This window comes from Bradyrhizobium sp. 155, assembly GCF_023101105.1.
Classification (GTDB): Bacteria; Pseudomonadota; Alphaproteobacteria; order Rhizobiales; family Xanthobacteraceae; genus Bradyrhizobium; species Bradyrhizobium canariense_D.
This window is the reverse complement of record NZ_CP064704.1, coordinates 1,232,067-1,251,696: the sequence shown is the minus strand read 5'-3', so window position 1 is coordinate 1,251,696 and position 19,630 is coordinate 1,232,067. Positions and strand designations below refer to the sequence as shown.

General features: G+C 64.8%; 17 protein-coding genes. 9 read left to right on the top strand and 8 right to left on the bottom strand.

Going from position 1 to position 19,630, the window contains the following annotated elements:
• Positions 1–44 precede the first annotated feature (44 nt).
• Positions 45–740 carry a PAQR family membrane homeostasis protein TrhA gene (trhA, locus tag IVA93_RS06105; RefSeq protein WP_018453680.1) on the bottom strand — a complete coding sequence of 232 codons (696 nt, stop codon included), beginning with the start codon at positions 738–740 and terminating at the stop codon, positions 45–47.
• A gap of 184 nt (positions 741–924) precedes the next feature.
• Between trhA and IVA93_RS06100 the strand changes: the two genes are divergently transcribed.
• Positions 925–2,394 carry a YcjX family GTP-binding protein gene (locus tag IVA93_RS06100; RefSeq protein ID WP_026232571.1) on the top strand — a complete coding sequence of 490 codons (1,470 nt, stop codon included), beginning with the start codon at positions 925–927 and terminating at the stop codon, positions 2,392–2,394.
• Positions 2,391–3,419: a YcjF family protein gene (locus tag IVA93_RS06095; RefSeq protein ID WP_247789711.1), complete on the top strand. Its 1,029-nt coding sequence runs from the start codon at positions 2,391–2,393 to the stop codon at positions 3,417–3,419. Before IVA93_RS06100 ends, IVA93_RS06095 begins: the two co-directional genes overlap by 4 nt.
• 193 nt (positions 3,420–3,612) lie before the next feature.
• Here the strand turns inward: IVA93_RS06095 and IVA93_RS06090 are convergent, their stop codons facing one another.
• Positions 3,613–5,178, bottom strand: coding sequence for a glycosyltransferase family 39 protein (locus IVA93_RS06090; RefSeq protein WP_018453677.1), 1,566 nt, complete (start codon positions 5,176–5,178; stop codon positions 3,613–3,615).
• Positions 5,179–5,403: 225 nt separating this feature from the next.
• Here IVA93_RS06090 and IVA93_RS06085 point away from each other — a divergent pair, with 225 nt between their 5' ends.
• From IVA93_RS06085 to IVA93_RS06070, 4 genes are all read left to right on the top strand, one after another.
• Positions 5,404–7,137: an adenylate/guanylate cyclase domain-containing protein gene (locus IVA93_RS06085; RefSeq protein ID WP_018453676.1), complete on the top strand. Its 1,734-nt coding sequence runs from the start codon at positions 5,404–5,406 to the stop codon at positions 7,135–7,137.
• A gap of 135 nt (positions 7,138–7,272) precedes the next feature.
• On the top strand, positions 7,273–8,472 hold the full coding sequence (gene sorA, locus IVA93_RS06080; protein ID WP_018453675.1) for a SorA family sulfite dehydrogenase catalytic subunit: 1,200 nt from the start codon (positions 7,273–7,275) through the stop codon (positions 8,470–8,472).
• Positions 8,473–8,483: 11 nt separating this feature from the next.
• Complete coding sequence (gene sorB, locus IVA93_RS06075; protein ID WP_026232570.1) at positions 8,484–8,792, top strand: SorB family sulfite dehydrogenase c-type cytochrome subunit; 309 nt, start codon at positions 8,484–8,486, stop codon at positions 8,790–8,792.
• A 208-nt stretch (positions 8,793–9,000) separates the two neighbouring features.
• Entirely contained in the window at positions 9,001–9,201 is a 201-nt protein-coding gene (locus tag IVA93_RS06070) for a cold-shock protein (RefSeq protein WP_007596519.1), read from the top strand.
• Positions 9,202–9,369: 168 nt separating this feature from the next.
• Here IVA93_RS06070 and IVA93_RS06065 read toward each other — a convergent pair whose 3' ends face one another.
• A complete protein-coding gene (locus IVA93_RS06065; protein WP_018453673.1) occupies positions 9,370–9,831 on the bottom strand; it encodes an Lrp/AsnC ligand binding domain-containing protein in 462 nt (153 codons plus the stop codon).
• A gap of 114 nt (positions 9,832–9,945) precedes the next feature.
• Between IVA93_RS06065 and putA the strand changes: the two genes are divergently transcribed.
• The 3 genes from putA to IVA93_RS06050 all read left to right on the top strand — a co-directional run bounded on the left by putA (position 9,946) and on the right by IVA93_RS06050 (position 15,104).
• Positions 9,946–12,945, top strand: a complete 3,000-nt coding sequence (putA, locus tag IVA93_RS06060; protein ID WP_018453672.1) for a bifunctional proline dehydrogenase/L-glutamate gamma-semialdehyde dehydrogenase PutA — start codon at positions 9,946–9,948, stop codon at positions 12,943–12,945.
• A 113-nt stretch (positions 12,946–13,058) separates the two neighbouring features.
• Complete coding sequence (locus IVA93_RS06055; RefSeq protein WP_018453671.1) at positions 13,059–14,264, top strand: CaiB/BaiF CoA transferase family protein; 1,206 nt, start codon at positions 13,059–13,061, stop codon at positions 14,262–14,264.
• Between the two features lie 192 nt (positions 14,265–14,456).
• Complete coding sequence (locus tag IVA93_RS06050; RefSeq protein WP_018453670.1) at positions 14,457–15,104, top strand: glutathione S-transferase family protein; 648 nt, start codon at positions 14,457–14,459, stop codon at positions 15,102–15,104.
• An 8-nt stretch (positions 15,105–15,112) separates the two neighbouring features.
• On the opposite strand, the gene IVA93_RS06045 is transcribed toward IVA93_RS06050, so the two are convergent.
• The 5 genes from IVA93_RS06045 to IVA93_RS06025 all read right to left on the bottom strand — a co-directional run bounded on the left by IVA93_RS06045 (position 15,113) and on the right by IVA93_RS06025 (position 19,599).
• Positions 15,113–15,277 carry a hypothetical protein gene (locus IVA93_RS06045; RefSeq protein ID WP_007596528.1) on the bottom strand — a complete coding sequence of 55 codons (165 nt, stop codon included), beginning with the start codon at positions 15,275–15,277 and terminating at the stop codon, positions 15,113–15,115.
• Between the two features lie 27 nt (positions 15,278–15,304).
• Positions 15,305–16,852, bottom strand: coding sequence for a hypothetical protein (locus IVA93_RS06040; protein ID WP_204512294.1), 1,548 nt, complete (start codon positions 16,850–16,852; stop codon positions 15,305–15,307).
• A gap of 93 nt (positions 16,853–16,945) precedes the next feature.
• Entirely contained in the window at positions 16,946–17,920 is a 975-nt protein-coding gene (locus IVA93_RS06035; protein ID WP_018453668.1) for a hypothetical protein, read from the bottom strand.
• A gap of 269 nt (positions 17,921–18,189) precedes the next feature.
• Complete coding sequence (locus tag IVA93_RS06030; RefSeq protein WP_018453667.1) at positions 18,190–18,687, bottom strand: TPM domain-containing protein; 498 nt, start codon at positions 18,685–18,687, stop codon at positions 18,190–18,192.
• Between the two features lie 3 nt (positions 18,688–18,690).
• Positions 18,691–19,599, bottom strand: coding sequence for a TPM domain-containing protein (locus IVA93_RS06025; protein ID WP_018453666.1), 909 nt, complete (start codon positions 19,597–19,599; stop codon positions 18,691–18,693).
• Positions 19,600–19,630 lie beyond the last annotated feature (31 nt).

Here is a 19,630-nt window from a genome sequence, read left to right as displayed (position 1 = left end):
CTTGTCTTGTACCGTTTTGGCTTATTGCGCTTCGCGGAGCTTGCTCAGCTCAACACGAGGTCGAGCACCGCGGTATAATGGCACGCCGCGCCGGCCAAGACAAAGCCGTGCCAGATCGCATTCTGGAAGCGCAGCCGCCGCCAGGCATGAAAGATCACGCCGAAGCTGTAGAGCAGTCCACCCGCAAGGACGAAGCCCAGCACCAGCGCAGGCAGCGCCTTGACCACGGAATCGTAGAGCATGATGCCGCTCCAGCCCATCGCTAGGTAGATCCCGACCGCAACGCGGTCGAACCGGCCGGGGTAGAGAAGTTTCAGCACGATGCCGAGGAGCGCCACGCACCAGACGCCGGCGAGCAGCACCAGCGCGAACCCACTGTCCTTCACCTCCAGGATGAACGGCGTGTAGGTCGCCGCGATCAGGAGATAGATCGCCGAATGGTCGAAGCGCCGCAGCAGCCATTTGGCCGGCGAGACTGGCCACAGATTATAGGTCGCCGACAACACCAGCATCGAAAGCAGGCCGGCGACGTAGATCGAGACGCCGACGATGTCGGTCGCGTCGGCAAAGAGCACCGTCAGCACCACCAGCACGGTCGCGGCAATGATGCCGCAGAGCACGCCGATCGCGTGGATCACGCCGTCGGCGATCAACTCGGCGCGGTCGTAATGCCAGCCGACCGCGTCGGCGGCTGCGTGGACGGAGGAGGATGCGAGCTGTTTCAATTGGAAGACGGTCATGGCAATCCGCAAGGTGAGTTAATACCCTCTTGTATGGGTGTTTCGGGATCGGCGCGTCGTTCAAACGGCTGATTTGCCGACAAAGACGGTGGAAGTATGAAGCTTGATTTTCCTCAGGCAGTTGCCACTTTTGTGATTAGTCCTTTTTGCCTATCCGCCCTCGCCCGGGATTCCCAACGTTCATATGGCATTTAGTTTCCAGGATATGATCGAGGAGGCGCGCCTGTCGGCTCGGGCGCTGATCGACTACGGCGAGCATTTCTTCAATCCGACGGTACGATTGGGGGTTACCGGCCTGTCCCGGGCCGGCAAGACGGTGTTCATTACCGCGCTGATCCACGGCCTCACCCGTGGCGGCCGGTTTCCGGTGTTCGAGGCCTATTCATCCGGGCGGATCGCGCGGGCGCATCTGGCGCCGCAGCCGGACGACGCGGTGCCGCGCTTTGCCTATGAGAGCCATCTGCGCGCGCTGATCGAGGAGCGGCGCTGGCCGAACTCGACTGTCGACATCAGCGAGCTCAGGCTCGTCATCGACTACCAGCGCCAGAACGGCGCCGACCGCACGCTGACGCTCGACATCGTCGACTATCCCGGCGAGTGGCTGCTCGACCTGCCGCTGCTTCAGAAGAGTTTTGAGCAATGGTCGGCCGAAAGTCTCGCCTTGTCACGCGAGGCGCCGCGCGTCCATCTTGCCGCGGATTGGCACGCGCATCTCGCAACGCTCAAGCCCGAGGCGCGCGAGGACGAGCAGGCGACGCTGACGGCCGCAAAGCTCTTCAGGGGCTATTTGCAAGGCTGCCGCGACGAGCGGTTTGCGATGAGCCTGCTGCCGCCCGGCCGCTTCCTGATGCCGGGCAATCTCGCCGACACACCGGCGCTGACCTTTGCGCCGCTCGACGTACCCGCGGGTGGCCAGGCGCCGGAGGGATCGCTGTGGGCGATGATGGTGCGCCGCTATGAGGCCTACAAGGACGTCGTGGTGCGGCCGTTCTTCCGCGATCATTTTGCTCGGCTCGATCGCCAGATCGTACTGGCCGACGCGCTCGCCGCGTTCAACGCCGGCCCCGAAGCGCTGCACGATCTCGAAGCCGCACTCGCGGGCATTCTCGACTGCTTCAACATCGGCCGCAGCACATTCCTCTCCGGCCTGTTCCGGCCGCGGATCGACCGCGTGCTGTTCGCGGCGACCAAGGCGGATCATCTGCATCATTCCAGCCATGACCGGCTGGAGGCCGTGCTGCGCCGCGCGGTCACCCGCGCCGTTGCGCGCGCGGAAAATACCGGTGCGGCGATCGACGTCGTCGCGCTCGCCGCCGTCCGCGCCACGCGCGAGGCGCAGGTCGCGCATGGCCGTGACAAATTGCCGTCGATCTTGGGAACGCCCGCCGCGGGAGAAAGCGCCGGCGGCGAATTCTTCGACGGCAGCACCGAGGTGGCAACCTTTCCGGGCGACCTGCCCTTGGATCCCGAGCCGTTGTTCAACGGCACCGACGCATTCCGCGGCCTCTCGACCGAGGCCGCCGGGAAGAGCGATTTTCGCTTCCTGCGCTTCCGTCCGCCGAAGCTCGAACGTGAGGGGGCCGACCACCCGGCGCTGCCTCACATCCGCCTCGACCGTGCCTTGCAGTTCCTGATCGGAGACAAATTGTCATGAACGACCGATCGAAGCCACGGCGACCGGCGACGTTCCGGCTCGACGACCCCGGCGTCGTCGTCACCGAGGCCGACGAGACGACCCGGCTCGGCCGTACCACCATCCAGATCACGCCGGAGCCCGATCCGGCGAATTTGCCGGTGCCAATCGCAGCGACGCTTCCGGCGCGGCGCGGCTTTCCCTGGGGCCCAATGTTCTGGTCCGGCGTTGCCGGGCTGACGCTGCTCGGGGTCGGACTCGGCGTCGTCCGTCTGATCGAGGATCTGTTTGCGCGCAGCGACAGCCTCGGCTTCGTCGGAGTGGCCCTTGCCTTCATCACCGCGCTTGCGCTCGCGGTGGTGACCGGACGCGAGGCTTTCGGGCTGGCGCGGCTAGCAACCATCGAAAAGCTGCATCAGCGCGCAGCCGCTGTTCTTGCCAGCGACGATCGCAAGGAGAGCCGCATCATCGTGCAGGATCTGCTCAAGATAGCGCATCAGAACCCGCAGCTCGCGCGCGCCCGTGCCGCCCTGGAGAGCCACGCCGGCGAGATCATCGACGGCGCCGACATGATCCGGCTCGCCGAGCGCGAATTGATGTCGCCGCTGGACATCGAGGCGCGGCGGCTGGTGTCGTCAGCCGCGCAAAAAGTCTCAATCGTCACGGCGGTGAGCCCGCGAGCGGCGATCGACGTGATGTTTGTGTTCATCGTGTCGCTGCGCCTGATCCGCCAGCTCGCTTTCCTCTATGGCGGCCGGCCTGGCACGCTGGGCATGATCCGCCTGCTCCGCCATGTCATCGCCCATCTCGCCATCACCGGCGGCATGGCGGCGAGCGACAGCCTGGTGCAGCAGATGCTCGGCCACGGCATTGCGGCGAAGCTGTCGCAGCGGCTGGGCGAAGGCATGCTGAATGGATTACTGACGGCGCGGCTCGGCCTCGCCGCAATCGACGTCACACGGCCGTTGCCGTTCGCCGCACTGCCGCCGCCGAAGCTGTCGGACCTCGCGACGGATCTGCTGCGGAAGAAGGACGAGGAAGAGTAGAACGCCATCTTGCGCGGCGGACTCGTTTTCCCCTCTCCCCTTGCGGGAGAGGGTGGCTCGCCGCAGAGCGGCGAGACGGGTGAGGGGTTCTCTCCGCGCGCGCCTCTCGCAGTCGTCTTAGCGGATAGAGACCCCTCATCCGGCGCTTCGCGCCACCTTCTCCCGCAAGGGGAGAAGGAAGAAGGCCGCCTTGCTAGGCGAGCGTACGCCGCTCAAACTCGCCCGCCAGCACGCGCCACCGGAACAGCGGCGAGTCTTTCGGCGGCGACAGCTCTGGGGTCCAGCCGGTGAGCTTTTCCAGCGTGTACGTGTCCATCACGAGACCGCGCCAGCGGCGCTCGACCTGACCGAGCGGCTCGCGCTTGGCGGGGATGTTCTCCCACAGTGATGAGCGATTGTCCGGCTCGCGCCCGACATAGATGCCGACGTGGCCCTTGATCCGGTCCATGCCCGGATCGCGAAAGTCCTGGAAGCGGCCGCGCTCGTTGATCTCGATCACCGGCACCCGGCCCCTGAACAGCCAGCGCATCATGGCATAGGTGCGGTAGTCCGTGGTGGCGATCCAGGTCGCGCCAGTCTCGTCCAATGCGGCCTGTGCGCGCGCGGCGACCTGCTCGTAACCGGACTCGGCACCGATCGGATCGATCTTGCCAAGTAAATTCCAGGGCGCGGCGACGTAGTAGAGGAACACGATGACGACAAAGGCGGTGCCGGAGACCACCGCCGTGTTGACCCAGAACAGCGACGATCTGATCATCCGCGCCGACCATTTTTCACGCGACAGCATGGTGAGGTTGACAGCGGCGGCGGCGAAACCGACCGGCCACATGAACATCGGCCAGGTGTCGCCGACGCGGAGGGTCAGCGATTTCGCCAGGAAATAGAGAAACGGCACCAGGACCGCGGTCGACAGCAAAATCGCGACCGGCTCGCGCGTGCTATAGCCGCGCCACGCCGTCAGCACCACCCCCGTCAGTACCACCGGCAGCATGACGAAGCCGACCAGTCCGAATTGCAGGCCGATGTAGTCGCCGAATGTGCGGAGCGAGATGCCGTAGCTGGTGGTGGCGCGCACACCCTGGAAGCGAATCGCGGCCCAGTCGTGCTGCACGTTCCAGATCAGGACCGGCGAGAACACGGCGATTGCGATCAGGACCGCGAGATAAGGATAGGGGCTGCGCAACCAGCGCCAGCGCCAATCCGGCACCAGCAGAAAGGCGGCAACCGCCGGTGCGAACATGATCACGGTAAATTTCGACAGCATCGCGAGCCCGGCGAACAGGCCGGCCGCGAGCCACCAGCGGCCGTCGCCGCCCTGCGCGAGCCGCACCAGGCACCACATCATTGCCACCGCAAACGGGATCATGGCGACATCGGGCGCGACCTTGGCCATCAGCAGTCCGTAATAGAGCGCGGCCTCCGGCATCAGCACCGCGAGCACGACGGCGCGCACATCATGAGTGAGGCGGCGGACGATGTCCGCGAGCAGGAGCTGCGTCACCAGCATCGCGACGATGCCGCCGAAGCGCACACCGAGTGTGGTGTCGCCGAAGATCGCAGTACCGAACCGGATCAGCCAGGCGATGCCGGGGGGATGATCCAGGAAGCTGAGCGCCGTCTCCTGCGACCAGGTCCAGTAATAGGCCTCGTCCGTGCGCAGCTCGATGACCGAGGCGTAGACGATGCGCAGCAGCGTCATCGCGGCGATGATCGCCGCGGCCATGACGAGCGGCCGGCGCGCCGCGCCGGCGGGGAGCATCGTGATGTCGGGAGCTGTCCTCACGGCGGCGCTTTTCGCCAACCTGGGAGGGGGAGTCAATGTTGGGTACCGTCGTCCCGGATCCGCGTGCGCCCCCGGGGGTGCTTGTCCAGGACGACACGGAGATTGCGGCCGCTTGCCGCGCATGTGATCGGGCGCGCTATCCACCCCCGGAATTAAACGCGACGCTGGCTGTTCTCCTTCATGAACTGATACAACAGAATCATGGCCGCAACCGCATCCACACGATTTTCCGATCTTTCCCGCGCCATCAGCGTACGCCAGGTGCGGCTGGTTTGCGGTGTCATCCTGTTCGCCTATGTGGTCAGCCATTTCCTCAACCATGCGCTCGGCAACATCTCGGTCGATGCCATGGAGATCGGGGTCTACTACCACATGCTGTTCTGGCAGTTCCTGCCGGTTGCGATCGTGTTCTACACGGCGGCGCTCACGCATATGGGGCTCGGCATCTACGCGTTGTATCAGCGCCGGCAGTTCCGTTGGCGGACGGTCGAGCCGCTGCAGCTCGTGCTGGGCTTGAGCATCCCCGCGCTGGTCATGGCGCATGTGATCGGGGTGCGGCTCGGTCAGACGCTTTACGGACACCAAAAACTCTATCCGCAGGAACTCTATCTGTTCTTCGTCGCGTCGAACCGTATCTGGACCATGACGATCCTGCTTCTCATCGCCTGGGTGCACGGCTGCATCGGCATCTATTTCTGGCTTCGCCTCAAACCGTTCTTCACGCGCGCGGCGCCCTATCTGCTCGCGGCTGCCGTGCTGATCCCGACGCTGTCGCTGCTGGGTGTCTACCAGGGTGGCCGCAGCGTCGAGGTCGAGGCCGACGACGGGGAATGGCGGACGCACAATCTCACGCGCCGCCAGCTGGGCACCACGGCAGAGGCCGCGATGCTCGACCGCATCACCGGCGGCCTCACCGCCGGCTATCTCGGACTGCTCGCTTTGGCGCTGCTGGCGCGTGGCGCGCGCGCCCTGTGCGAGCGGCGCGGCGGCATGATCGCGCTGTCCTACGGCAACGGCAAGACGGTGCGCGTCCCCAAGGGCCTCTCCGTGCTGGAAGCGAGCCTGCGCCACAATGTGCCGCATGCCAGCGTCTGCGGCGGCCGCGCCCGCTGCTCGACCTGCCGCATCCGCATCATCGGCGATCATGGCGCCCTGCCCGAGCCGTCGCAGCGCGAGGCGTTCGTGCTCACCCGTGTCGGCACCAGTGACCCCTCGATCAGGCTGGCCTGCCAGCTGCGGCCGACGTCGGATCTCTCCTTCTTCCAGCTCTTCACCGCGCATACGCTTTCGGCGAACACACAGGCCTCGACGCCTGCCAGAATCGGCCAGGAGCGCTATCTCGTCAGCCTGTTCGTGGATATGCGCGGCTCGACGCAGCTGGCCGAGAAGCGGCTGCCGTTCGACACCGTGTTCATCGTCAACCGCTTCCTCGGCGCCGTCTCGCAGGCTGTGATCGAGAATGGCGGCCAGCCGAACCAATTTGTCGGCGACGGCATGCTGGCGCTGTTCGGACTGAGCGCCGATCCGCAAACCGCCTGCCGGCAGGCGCTGAAGGCCGCCGCCGGCATCGCCAGGCATATCGATGAGCTCAACGAGCTCCTGTCCCACGATCTACGCCAGCCGATCCGCTTCGGCATCGGCATCCATGGCGGCGAGGTCATCATCGGTGACATCGGGTATCGCGATCACATCGTCTTCACGGCGCTGGGCGATGCTGTCAACGTCGCGGCCCGCCTCCAGGACATGACCAAGACGCTGGCCTGCGAAGCGATCGTCTCGGAGGAAGTCCGCCGGACCGCCGGCCTTGCCGACGATGCGCTGCCGCAGCAGGAGGTCGCGATCCGCGGCCGCGACGAACCGATGGCCGTGCGTGTGGTTGCGGACGCGAGGGAGCTGTCGGCGCTCGTCGATCCCGGCGAACGCGTCGCGGCGTAACACCGGCTTGCTGCAACGCAGCGGCATGGGCCTGCTGCGAAAGCACGAATTGACTTCATCTGAGTCGTTGCGACAGATGAGTGAGAGATCGCGGTGATGACCGTGATCCAACGAAAAGCTCCGGGAGGAGACCACATGTTCGATCGACGCGACCTGCTCAAAGGAGCGGGCCTTGCCGCTGTTGCGACTGCACTGAACTCGACCAAAGCGCTGGCACTCGACACCGTCGCCCTGCCCTTTGCCAATGGCGAACGGCCTTTGGTGAAATATCCGCAGAAGCGGCCGATGATCGGCCTGACCAGCCGCCCGCCGCAGCTCGAGACGCCGTTCGCGGTGTTCAACGACGGCCCGATCACGCCGAATAACGCGTTCTTCGTGCGCTATCACCTTTCCGACCTGCCCTACAGTCTCGACCCCGACAAGTTCACGCTCGAGGTCAAGGGCAAGGTCGACAAGCCGCTCAAGCTGTCGCTGAAGGATATAAGGAAGATGAAGGCGACCGAGATCGTCGCCGTCAACCAGTGCTCCGGCAACAGCCGCGGCTTCCTGGATCCGCGCGTGGCCGGCGGTCAGCTCGCCAACGGCGCGATGGGCAATGCGCGCTGGCGCGGCGTGCCGCTGAAGGCCGTGCTGGCGATGGCGGGCGTGCAGAGCGGCGCCAAGCAGGTCACCTTCAACGGCATGGACGGTCCGGTCAGCGACAAAACGCCCGATTTCGTCAAGGCGCTCGATATCGATCACGCCAACGACGGTGAGGTGATGCTGGCCTATGGCATGAACGGCGAAGACCTGCCGTTCCTCAACGGCTTTCCGCTGCGCCTGATCGTGCCCGGCTATTTCGGCACCTATTGGGTCAAGCACCTCAACGAGATCACCGTCGTCGACAATGTCTATGACGGGTTCTGGATGAAGTCGGCCTATCGCATTCCGGACACGCCGAACAATGCGGTCGAGCCGGGCACCGCGCCGAAGGCGACGATCCCGATCAACCGCTTCACCATCCGTTCCTTCATCACCAGCGTCCCGGACGGAGCCAAGCTGAAAGCAGGCGGCACGACGCTGCGCGGCATCGCCTTCGACGGCGGCAAGGGTATCAAGGAGGTCGCGGTCTCCACCGACGGCGGGAAGACCTGGACCAACGCCAGGCTCGGCAAGGATCTCGGCAAATACTCATTCCGTGAATGGACGCTGCCGGTGAAGCTCGCGGCGGGCTCCCACGAGCTCAAGGTGCGCGCCACCGGCAATGGCGGCGAAACCCAGCCGGATACGCCGCGCTGGAATCCGGCGGGTTACTTGCGCAACGTCGTCGAAACCGTCCGCGTTACCGTGGCTTGAGGGGAATGATCATGCAGCGCACCGTTTTCCTCGCCATCACGCTCGCCCTCGCCGCCGTGGTGGGTTCGGCACTTGCAGCACCGGTCAATTACAAGACCCCCGATGAGGTCGCGGCGTTCAAGCTCGGGCCCAATCTCGAAGTCGTGCAGGGCAATTGCAGCGCCTGCCACTCCGCCGACTACATCAACACGCAGCCGCCGATGAAGGACAAGAAAGGTTTCTGGCAGGCCGAGGTGACCAAGATGATCAAGGTCTATGGCGCCCCCATCGACGATGCCGATGTCAGCAAGATCGTCGATTATCTGGCCGCGACTTATTGACGGATGGCGCGCGGCGCGCCGACCAAGTGACCGCGAAAAGGGCAAATCCGGCAAAAACGCCGCGAAGTTGAGCGGAATTCGCCGAAATGCCGATGTGGTTTGAGCTACCAAGCCAGCCACATTCCGCGTATCGTATTAGGACCGAACCGGCCGGTTGGCGGGGACTGGCGGTTCGAGATCTCGGAGGAAGACCCGCGGAGAAGTCGTGATGGCTAAAGGTACGGTCAAGTGGTTCAACCCGACGAAGGGTTATGGATTTATCCAGCCTGCGTCGGGCGGCAAGGATGTGTTCGTGCATATCTCGGCAGTGCAGAAAGCCGGTCTGTCGTCCCTGAACGAAGGACAGACGGTTGAATATGAAGAGATCGCAAACCGAGGCAAAAGCTCCGCAGAGAACCTCAAAGTATAAGCCCGCCGGCTTTTGCTAACTCCCGGATCGATCCGGGAGCCGGGCCAAGAAATTTTAGAAACGGTCAGTGCACTCGACGACAGGCGTTGCGATTGCACAGGGAGAACTATTTGCCCGCGAAGACCGCCCATTGGACGCCACAGCAATGACAATCGCGACGGCACTTCGTTAGTCCACCGGCAATGGTGCGTCGCGCTTGATCTCCTCCATCACCGCATAGGTTCGCGTTTCGCGCACGCCGGGCATCGACAGCAAGGTCTCGCCGAGGAAGCGCCGATACGCAGCCATGTCTGCCAGCCGCGCCTTCACAAGATAGTCGAAGCCGCCGGCGACCATGTGACACTCCAGCACCTCGGGCGCCAGCTTCACCGCGCGGGCAAAACGCTCGAAATTGTCGGGCGTGGTCTTGTCGAGCAGCACTTCGACAAACACCAGGAGGCCGAGGCCGAGCCGGTGCGGGTTTAGCCGCGCGCCATAGCCCTCGATAAAGCCCTCTCGCTGCAAACGCTTCAGCCGTTCGCCGATCGAGGTCGGCGACAGCCCAATGCGCTCCGCGAGCTCGACATTGGCGATTCGCCCGTCCTGCTGCAAAATCGAGAGGATCTTCCGGTCGGTTCGATCTAATTCCATATTCCGTAAGGTCAAATGACTGGGCGACTTCATTTTCTAAGCCGAATGAGCTAAATTGTCTATCGAGCTAAGGTAGCGTGGGCATTATCCTGAATTGAAGCCACAGGACACGCCATGCCGAACATTCCGCCTCCCTTCTCCGCCGCCTACGCGCCCGATGACGCCGATATCGCCGCGCGCCTTTTGCCATCTGTGCATCTCGGCCCGCCGCAGGAGGCGCGGATCGATCGCACCGCGACGCGGCTGATCGAAGCCATCCGCAAGCGCGACGACCGGCTTGGTGGAGTCGAGGATATGCTGCGGGAATTTGCGCTCTCGACCAAGGAAGGGCTGGCCTTGATGGTGCTGGCCGAGGCCCTGTTGCGCGTGCCGGACGCGCGCACCGCCGACCAGTTCATCGAGGACAAGCTCGGCGAGGGCGACTTCATCCACCACGAGACCAAGTCCACCGCCTTCCTGGTCAACGCCTCGGCCTGGGCATTGGGCCTCTCGGCGCGGGTGATCCAGCCCGGCGAGACGCCCGATGGCACCATCGGCCGGCTGGTGAAGCGGCTGGGCGCACCCGCCGTGCGCACCGCCACGCGCCAGGCGATGCGGCTGATGGGAAATCATTTCGTGCTGGGGGAGACCATCGCGCAGGCCCTGGAGCGGGCCCGGCCGCGCTCCGGCGAGAGGCAGCGCTATTCCTTCGACATGCTCGGCGAAGGCGCCCGCACCGCCACCGACGCAAGGCGATATTTCGACGCCTATGCCAGCGCGATTCTGACTATCGGCAAGGCGGCGGGCAGCCATCCCCTGCCCGATCGGCCCGGCATCTCCGTCAAGCTGTCGGCGCTGCATCCGCGCTTCGAGGCAATCAGCCGCGACGGTGTGATGGCCGAGCTGGTGCCGCAACTGCTGGACCTGGCGCAGCGCGCCAAGGTCCATGATCTCAACTTCACCGTCGACGCCGAGGAAGCCGACCGGCTGGAATTGTCCCTCGACGTGATTGCGGCAACGCTCGCCGATCCCTCGCTTGCCGGTTGGGACGGATTTGGCCTCGCGATCCAGGCCTATCAGAAGCGCGCCGGCGACGTGATCGACTATGTCGATGCGCTCGCCCGGGCGCACGACCGCAAGCTGATGGTGCGGCTGGTCAAGGGCGCCTATTGGGACACCGAGATCAAGCGCGCGCAGGAGCGCGGGCTCGACGGCTATCCCGTGTTCACCCGCAAGGCGATGACGGATCTGAACTACGTCGCCTGCGCTCAAAAGCTGTTGAGTCTGCGGCCACGCATCTTCCCGCAATTCGCCACCCATAACGCGCTGAGCGTCGCGACCGTGCTGGAGCTTGCCGGTGCGAACGGCGGCTTCGAATTCCAGCGCCTGCACGGCATGGGCGAGGCGCTCTACGAGCAGCTCGCCAAGGATCACCCGGACATCGCCTACCGCACCTACGCCCCGGTCGGCAGCCATCGCGACCTGCTCGCCTATCTGGTGCGGCGACTGTTGGAGAACGGCGCCAACTCCTCCTTCGTGGCGCAAGCGTCCGATTATCGCGTGCCGGTTACGGCGCTGTTGCAGCGCCCGGCGGATGCCATCGTCCGGCCGCAGCACGCGGCCCATCCCAAGATTCCGTTGCCGGGCGACCTGTTCGCGCCCGAGCGGCGCAATTCGCGCGGCGTCGAATTCGGCGCGCGCGCCGCGCTCGACCGGTTGCTGACGGAGGTCAAAGCCGAGACGATCGACCTCAAGCCGATCGCGGACGCAACGCCGGATCAGGCCAATGCGGCAGTGGCTGCGGCGCGCGCCGGCTTTGCCGCCTGGAGCCGGACACCCGCAGCCACGCGCGCGGCGGCGCTGGAGCAGGCCGCGCATCTTCTGGAGAACCGCGCGCCCCATTTCATAGCGCTGCTGCAACGCGAGGGCGGCAAGACGCTCGACGATGCGCTGTCGGAGCTGCGCGAGGCCACCGACTTCTGCCGCTATTATGCCGCGCAGGGTCGCAAGCTGTTCGGCAACGATGTGGCGATGCCGGGCCCGACCGGCGAGAGCAATGCGCTGGCCATGCGCGGCCGCGGCGTCTTCGTGGCAATCTCGCCATGGAATTTTCCGCTGGCGATCTTCCTCGGCCAGGTCACGGCGGCGCTGATGGCCGGCAACAGCGTGGTGGCCAAGCCCGCAGAGCAGACCCCGCGCATCGCGGTCGAGGCGGTGCGGCTGCTGCACGAGGCCGGCATCCCCGCAAGCGCATTGCACCTCGTCACTGGCGACGGCCGCATCGGCGCCGCACTGGCCGCGCACCCCGATATCGGTGGAATCGTCTTCACCGGATCGACCGAGGTCGCGCGCAGCATCAACCGGGCGCTGGCAGCCAAGGACGGGCCGATCGTGCCGCTGATCGCGGAGACCGGCGGCATCAACACCATGATCGCGGATGCGACCGCGTTGCCAGAGCAGGTCGCGGACGACGTCGTCACCTCGGCGTTTCGTTCCGCCGGCCAGCGCTGCTCGGCGCTGCGGCTGCTGTTCGTGCAGGAGGACGTAGCCGACCGCATGATCGAGATGATCGCGGGCGCGGCGCGCGAGTTGAAGATCGGCGATCCAAGCGACGTCGCGACCCATATCGGGCCGGTGATCGATGTCGAGGCCAAGCAGCGCCTCGATGCGCACATCGCACGCATGAAGAGAGAGGCGCGGCTGCACTTTGCCGGCACCGCGCCGGAGGGCTGCTTCGTGGCGCCGCACATCTTCGAGCTTGGGGATGCCGGCCAGCTCACCGAGGAGGTGTTCGGCCCGATCCTCCACGTCGTGCGCTATCGTGCGGAAAATCTCGAACGCGTCCTGCAAGCGATCGAGCGCACCGGCTACGGGCTGACGCTCGGCATCCACTCCCGCATTGACGATACGATCGAGGCGATCGTCGACCGCGTCCAGATCGGCAACATCTACGTCAACCGCAACATGATCGGTGCCGTGGTTGGCGTGCAGCCGTTCGGCGGCAACGGCCTGTCCGGAACCGGCCCGAAAGCCGGCGGCCCGCACTACCTCGCGCGCTTTGCGACCGAGCAGACCGTGACGATCAACACCGCAGCAGCCGGCGGCAATGCTGCCCTGCTCGCAGGGGATGAGTGAGGCGCGGCGAGGAGCGTTGCATCCCGCCGAAACATCGGTCTAATGCTGCCGTGACGTGGCCCTCGCCAATTCCAGCGCGCGGGATACAACACGAGTGAGGGAGCAACGCCGCAATGGAAAAGGGCATTTTTGCAGGGCTCAAGGTGCTGGATTGCGCGAGTTTCATCGCAGCACCAGCGGCCGCGACCGTGCTGTCGGATTTCGGCGCCGAAGTCGTCAAGATCGAGCCGCCCGGCGCCGGCGATCCCTACCGCAATCTGCCCAACATTCCGGGCTATCCGACCAGCGAGCACAATTTCGCCTGGCTGCTGGAGGCCCGCAACAAGAAGAGCATCGCGCTCGACCTCGCAAAGCCCGAGGCGCAGGCCGTGCTCTACAAGCTGGTCGAAGAGGCCGACGTCTTCATCACCAACATGCCGCCGCCGGTGCGCACCAAGCTCGGCATCACCTATGACCATCTCGCCCATCTCAATGATCGCCTGATCTACGCCTCGTTCACCGGTTATGGCGAGAAAGGCGAAGAGGCCAACAAGCCCGGCTTCGACAGCAACGCCTATTGGGCGCGCTCCGGCCTGATGGACCTCGTCCGCGCCGACACCGACACGACGCCAGCCCGCTCGGTCGCCGGCATGGGCGACCATCCCTGCGCCATGGCATTCTACGGCGCGATCGTCACCGCGCTGTACCAGCGCGAGAAGACCGGCAAGGGCTCGCACGTCGCCTCCAATCTGATGGCGAACGGCGTGTGGGCTGCGAGCGTGCTGGCGCAGGCAAAGCTCTGCGGCGCCAAGTTCGCCGAGCGGCGGCCGCGCGAACGCGCGTTGAACGCGGTCGCCAACCACTACCAGTGCAAGGACGGCCGCTGGCTGATCCTGTCACTGCTGAGCGAAGAGAAACAGTTTCCGACGCTGGCCAGGTGTCTCGGCCGCGAAGATCTCATCACCGACCCGCGCTTTGCCACCAAGCCCGACCGCCACGCCCGCTCCGTCGAGCTGATCAAGATCTTTGACGAGACCTTTGCGACCAAGGATCTCGCCGAATGGCGCAAGATCCTCGACGGCAACGGTCTCGTGTTCGGCATCGTCGGCATCCTGGACGACATCCCGAACGACAAGCAGATGCTTGACAACGAAGTTCTAGTGCCATTCGAAAACGACACCATGCTCACCATCTCCAGCCCGATCTGGATCGACGGCGCCAAGAAAGTGCAGCCGCGCAAGCCGCCCGACGTCGGCGAGCACAGTGACGAAATTTTGCGCGGCGCGGGATACGATGACGCCGCGATCAAGCAGCTGCGGTCGCAGGGGGCTGTGGGGTAAGGAGCCGACAGCGGTCATACATCCACGCTGTCGTCCCGGCGAAGGCCGGGACCCATATCCCAGAGAGGAAGAGGTCGAACGAAGCTGATAACTCCAAATCTTCGCCAAACTGCGTTCGGTGGTTATGGGTCCCGGCCTTCGCCGGGACGACGACGTAGATCGCTTCAACAATCACAGTCATCGCGAGGTCCCATGCCCAGCTACCGCCTGCACTACTTCCCCGAATCCGGCAACAGCTACAAGCTGGGGCTGATGCTGACGCTTTGCGGCGAGAGGTTCGAGCCGGTCTGGACCGATTTTGGCGGCGGCGTCACGCGCACGCCGGAATGGCGCAAGAGCGTGAACGAGATGGGTGAGATTCCCGTGCTCGAAGTCGACGGTGTGAAGATGACGCAGACCGCGCCTCTCCTGCTCAAGCTTGCCGAGCAGCACGGGCGTTTCGGCGCCGAGACCGAGGAGGAAAAGTTCGAGCTGCTGCGCTGGCTGTTCTGGGACAACCACAAGCTCACCGGCTACATGGCGACCTACCGCTTCATGCGCGCCTTCACGCAAAGCAACGATCCGCAGGTGCTGAAACATTTTCGCAGGCGGCTCGAAGACTTTCTCGGCATTCTCGACGGTCATCTCCAGCACAACGAATTCGCGATCGGAACCAGGCCGACCGTCGCCGATATCTCGATGATGGCCTATCTGCATTATCCGAGCGACGAGCACGGCTTCGACTTCGCGGAAAGCTATCCCGCCATTCACGCCTGGCTTGGCCGCATGGCCACACTGCCCGGCTGGCAGCCGGCCTACGAGCTGCTGCCCGGCAAGCGGATGACGAATTACGCGAAGTGAGGGCGCGGCTACTTCAGCGCCAGCCAGCCGAGCGTGAACAGGATTCCGCCGATGATGACGACGACCGCGACCGCCCAGGTGCTGACGCGGATGCTGCCGGTAACCTGCTTGGCCTCTTCATTCTGCGCGATCTCGCGATTGCGCTCCTTGTTGGCTTCGCTGGAGTCCGTCATGGGTCATCCAAACCGGTTCGAGACAGCCTAACGCGTCTTGATGAAGCACATGCCGATGCGGCGCGAAGCCGCGGCAGCCTGACAGGTCAATCCTTTAGCACAGCTCCATGACGTAAAACTCCTGTCGGTCGATCGCGATCCCGCATTTTCCAGGGAACAATGCGCGCCCCAGCCGTCCTGATATTCGGTCCCCGCCAGCTCAGTGCTGCCGCGGGTCTGCGGCCGGCTGGCAAATCCACGTGAGAAATCAGGACGTTTGCCTGCGGCCATCGCGGTCAGGATGTCACGGCGGCGGACCTGGTCGCCAAGAAAATGCGGCGAGGCCGGCACGATGGTCGAGTTGGACGGCTTGTCCGCAAGCCAATCAACGCCCGGGAAGTGAAAGCCGCCGATGCCGCGGGTCTGGTGGCAGCCGGCGCAGGTGACGTCATTGAGGCGGCGCTGGAAGCCCGCGACCGAGCGGACGTTCTGCATGTCCCCGCGCGCGGCAGCTTGCTTCAACGCACCAACCACGTCGTTGTCGGAGAAGACCGGCTCGCCCTGTCCCTCTCCGTTGCCCTCCCCTTGCACCATCCCGAACTCCGGCTGCAACGGAGAAGCATCGAGGCCGGCTGGCGTCGGCACGATTGCAGCCTTGGCCAGGAATTTCTCGGGGATCAGCACCGTACCGCGATCGAAGTCGCGAAGATGATCGGGCGCGAGCAGCCAATCCCTGAAGTCGCGCCGGAGATCATTGTCAGCGAGAATGCGGTCGCGGTCGATCTGGTTCTCCAGCGTCGATTCCTCGAACGTCTTCGAGGCGGCGTCGTACTTGAACACCTTGAGCAGATAGTCGGAGCGGAAATCGTGCAGCGCCGATTTCGCCGCAACTGAGATCTGAATGTTGGTCTCGATGCGATCGAGCATCGCATCGTAAGGGAAGAAGTCGCTGCCGATCAGCCCCTGCCAGTCGCCATTGCCGAGCCAGCGTCGCGCGACCTCGGCGCAGGTGATCGGCTTGCCGTTCCCGTCCATCTGGCGCACGTCGCGCGCCTTCATCACCAGATTGAGCGTCATCGGCAGCCGCGTGGCTGTCCTGCCGCCATCCGGTTTGGTCTCGAAACGCACAAGACGATAGATCAGCCTGATCTCGCCGCAGGAGTCTTCCGAGACATAGGCCCGGTCCATGCGGTTGACGATGCCGGCCAGCACGAAACGGGTGTCGCGGGATTTCAGATTGGCGCGATCGAACAATTGTACGTCGAAGCCCTCGCCGACGCCGATGGTCTCGGTCGGATATGCCGCCTTCTGCTGGGCGACGTAGCGATCGATCTCCGCCTCGATCGCGGGAGGAATCTCCTTGAGCTGCGACAACCACGAAAACATCAGATCGGTCGTCAGCGGAAAGTTCGCGTTCCGCTCCGGCCACAACAGGCGCGAGATCGTGAGCGCATCGTGCTGGTCGAGCTCGCGCAGGAGATCGGGATCGGTGATCGCCGTGCCGCGTGCCAGTTGCGCGTTCTCCGCGGCCAACAACGACACGATGCCGCCGAAAAATACGGCGGCGGCAACGAGAATTCGCAAGGCGCGGCTCATGCCTCAGGTAACACCGCGCAGGGACGGCTATTCAAGCAAAAAGGCGCTTCACATCGTGGTGAAGCGCCTTTTCGGAAATCGGATATGGGCCGCTCAGCGCGCGACGATCAGCCCCTTGCTGGTGACGACGACCCAGCGGCCGTCCTGACGGCGGATCGCATCGACACGGCCAACCCCTGGGATGGGGTCACCGGCATACACCTCGTAGAGGCCACCGCGGCCCTCGACCAGTGCGCCGCCGTTGGAGACGTCGCGCAGCACCCAGCCTTCGACCGTCGGCAACCGGCCGACCTCGGTCTTGGGTGCGACGGGAGCCGGCGCAGCTGCGGCGGTTGCAACCTGGGTCGGTGCGATCGAACCAGTGGTCTCCTTGGCGGGCACGGCGGCTGCGGCCTGGACGGGCGCCGCGGGCGGGGTGGCGCGGAGCTTGTCGACCGTCTCGGACAGCTTTGCGATCTTGGCCATTGGCTCGGCCTGCGCCTTCTCGAGCTTGTCGAGGCGGTCGTTGGTCCGGTTGAACTGGCCGAGGCCGGTCTTGGAGGTATGCTCGACGTTGGCTTTGAGCGCGACGACATCGGCATCAATCCGGGCGACCGAGGATTCCAGCGCGCTGGTGTCGGCAACCTGTGCCGGCGCGGAGCTTGCGAAGTGCATCATCCCTGCGGTCGCGAGCGCGCCGCTGATGGCGCCGACACTGGCTGCAATCGCCACTACCGCGGCCATCGCCGACAGGCGGCGCGCGCCGCCGCTCTCGCGCGGCTCGTCCGCCTTCACATGCGGCGCAAACTCCTCACGGTCCCAGGACCGCTCTGCGGGTGCCATGACGATGAGCTTGCCGGGCTTTGGCTCGGACTTGGTCTCGGCTTTGGGCTCAACCTGGGCCTCGAACTTCGGCACCTCGATCCGCGGCGGCTCAATCTCGATCGGATCAGGCTTGGGCGGCGCCTCGTGGTCAGGGGCAATCGAAGGGGCCTCGATTCCCGCAGACTCGACGGCCTGCGGCGCGGTCGCGGCGGCTTCGACGACGCTCGTCTGCTCACCGGTCGTTTGGGCAGCCTGCTCAGCCATTGGTTCGCTCACAGCTCAAATACTCCACTCTGGATTGACCTTTTGGTAACTTTCATTGCTTGCGAAATCCTTACTTCGGGACCCGCTTACCGAAATTTTAGGGAGTCATCCGGGGCCGAATTGGGCCGGGAACGTGGAACCGGTGTGGCGGGTATGAAGCAATTTGTAACCGGGCGAAGATGAACGGCCGCGCAACGGACAGGGTCTGCCGCCCCCACGTGGTCAACGACGGGCGTGGATGACGCCCGCTCTGTCCACATCACTGTCCGTCACATCAGCACCGGTGCATCCGGCAGCTCGTTGGGGTGCGGGCCGCTTGACGGAAAGTGCTTTGTCAGCTCCCGGGACACCGCCTCGATGCCGCCGATCACGCCGCGCTCGAACTGCCCCGACCTGAACTCGACTTCCATGGCGCGGCAGATGCTCTCCCAACGCTCGCCACCAACCTTCGCATCGATACCGCGGTCGGCGATGATCTCGACATCGCGGTCGGCGAGCAGGAGATAGATCAGGACACCATTGTTGTGCGCGGTGTCCCAGATGCGCAGTTGCGAGAACACGTCAAGCGCGCGCTCGCGCGCCGGCTGGTTGCGAAACAGCGGGCCGCCGTCGAGCGCGCCTTCCACCACGAAGCGGAGCTGGCCGGAATGGCTGGCTTCGCCGCGCTTGATCGCCTGCTCGATGCGGCCGAGCACGCCCTTCGGGAACACCTGCTTGGCACGCCAATGGTGCTGGAGCAGATGCCGGGTGATGCGCCTGATGCTCATGACCTACCAGCTCCCCGAGGCGCCGCCGCCGCCAAAACTGCCGCCACCACCGCTGAAGCCGCCGCTCGACGACGACCCGCTGCTCCAGCCGCCGGATGACGAGCCGCTCGACCACGAGCCACGACGCGAGGACCCCGTGCCCGATCCCGCCCCAAACAGATCGGCGATAAACGTCAGGACAGCGCCGAGCACACCGACGCCCAGTCCGATGATCGCTGAGCCGATCACGAACCAGGCGAGGACACCAACGATCGCTCCCGTTATTCCCGAACCGAACAGCCGCCCGAACATGGAGCGCAGGATGCCTCCGATCACCAGCGGGCCGAACAGCAGGAAGTAGAAAAGCGGCTCGACGTCGTTCCAATCGCCGAAATTCACGCTGCGCGAGGGCGTCGGCAGCGGCTCGCCGTCGATGACGCGGATCATGCGGTCGACGCCCGCCGTGATGCCGCCGGCGAAATCGCCGCTCCTGAATTTCGGCGTGATGGCTTCATCGATGATGCGCCGCGACGTGACGTCGGTGAGCGCGCCCTCGAGGCCGTAACCGACCTCGATGCGCAAATGCCGGTCGTTCTTGGCCACAACGAGGATGGCGCCGTCGTCGACCTTCTTGCGTCCGATCTTCCAGGCCTCCGCGACGCGGATCGCGAATTGCTCGATGGTCTCCGGGTCCGTCGTCGGCACGATCAGGACGGCGATCTGGCTGCCCTTGCGCATCTCGAAGTCCTGCAGCTTTTGCGACAGCGCGGCGATGTCGCCGCTGGAGAGCGTGCCGGTCTGATCGACCACGCGGCCGGTCAGTTGCGGCACGGCGACATCGGCTGAGGCGGGGAGCGCAAAGGTGAACAGGAGCGCGAAGACGAGGACGAATGCTGAGAAGCCCAAAACGGCACGCCACAACATCGTTGTCATCGCCCGCGAAGGCGGGCGATCCAGTATTCCA

Coding starts and splice junctions, on each gene's coding strand:
- IVA93_RS06035 (WP_018453668.1), bottom strand. CDS start 17,920: ATGGCTGAGCAGGCTGCCCAAACGACCGGTGAGCAGACGAGCGTCGTC.
- IVA93_RS06070 (WP_007596519.1), top strand. CDS start 9,001: ATGGCTAAAGGTACGGTCAAGTGGTTCAACCCGACGAAGGGTTATGGA.
- IVA93_RS06030 (WP_018453667.1), bottom strand. CDS start 18,687: ATGAGCATCAGGCGCATCACCCGGCATCTGCTCCAGCACCATTGGCGT.
- IVA93_RS06045 (WP_007596528.1), bottom strand. CDS start 15,277: ATGACGGACTCCAGCGAAGCCAACAAGGAGCGCAATCGCGAGATCGCG.
- IVA93_RS06065 (WP_018453673.1), bottom strand. CDS start 9,831: ATGGAATTAGATCGAACCGACCGGAAGATCCTCTCGATTTTGCAGCAG.
- IVA93_RS06100 (WP_026232571.1), top strand. CDS start 925: ATGGCATTTAGTTTCCAGGATATGATCGAGGAGGCGCGCCTGTCGGCT.
- IVA93_RS06050 (WP_018453670.1), top strand. CDS start 14,457: ATGCCCAGCTACCGCCTGCACTACTTCCCCGAATCCGGCAACAGCTAC.
- putA (WP_018453672.1), top strand. CDS start 9,946: ATGCCGAACATTCCGCCTCCCTTCTCCGCCGCCTACGCGCCCGATGAC.
- IVA93_RS06090 (WP_018453677.1), bottom strand. CDS start 5,178: ATGCTCCCCGCCGGCGCGGCGCGCCGGCCGCTCGTCATGGCCGCGGCG.
- IVA93_RS06085 (WP_018453676.1), top strand. CDS start 5,404: ATGGCCGCAACCGCATCCACACGATTTTCCGATCTTTCCCGCGCCATC.
- trhA (WP_018453680.1), bottom strand. CDS start 740: ATGACCGTCTTCCAATTGAAACAGCTCGCATCCTCCTCCGTCCACGCA.
- IVA93_RS06055 (WP_018453671.1), top strand. CDS start 13,059: ATGGAAAAGGGCATTTTTGCAGGGCTCAAGGTGCTGGATTGCGCGAGT.
- IVA93_RS06025 (WP_018453666.1), bottom strand. CDS start 19,599: ATGACAACGATGTTGTGGCGTGCCGTTTTGGGCTTCTCAGCATTCGTC.
- sorA (WP_018453675.1), top strand. CDS start 7,273: ATGTTCGATCGACGCGACCTGCTCAAAGGAGCGGGCCTTGCCGCTGTT.
- sorB (WP_026232570.1), top strand. CDS start 8,484: ATGCAGCGCACCGTTTTCCTCGCCATCACGCTCGCCCTCGCCGCCGTG.
- IVA93_RS06095 (WP_247789711.1), top strand. CDS start 2,391: ATGAACGACCGATCGAAGCCACGGCGACCGGCGACGTTCCGGCTCGAC.
- IVA93_RS06040 (WP_204512294.1), bottom strand. CDS start 16,852: ATGAGCCGCGCCTTGCGAATTCTCGTTGCCGCCGCCGTATTTTTCGGC.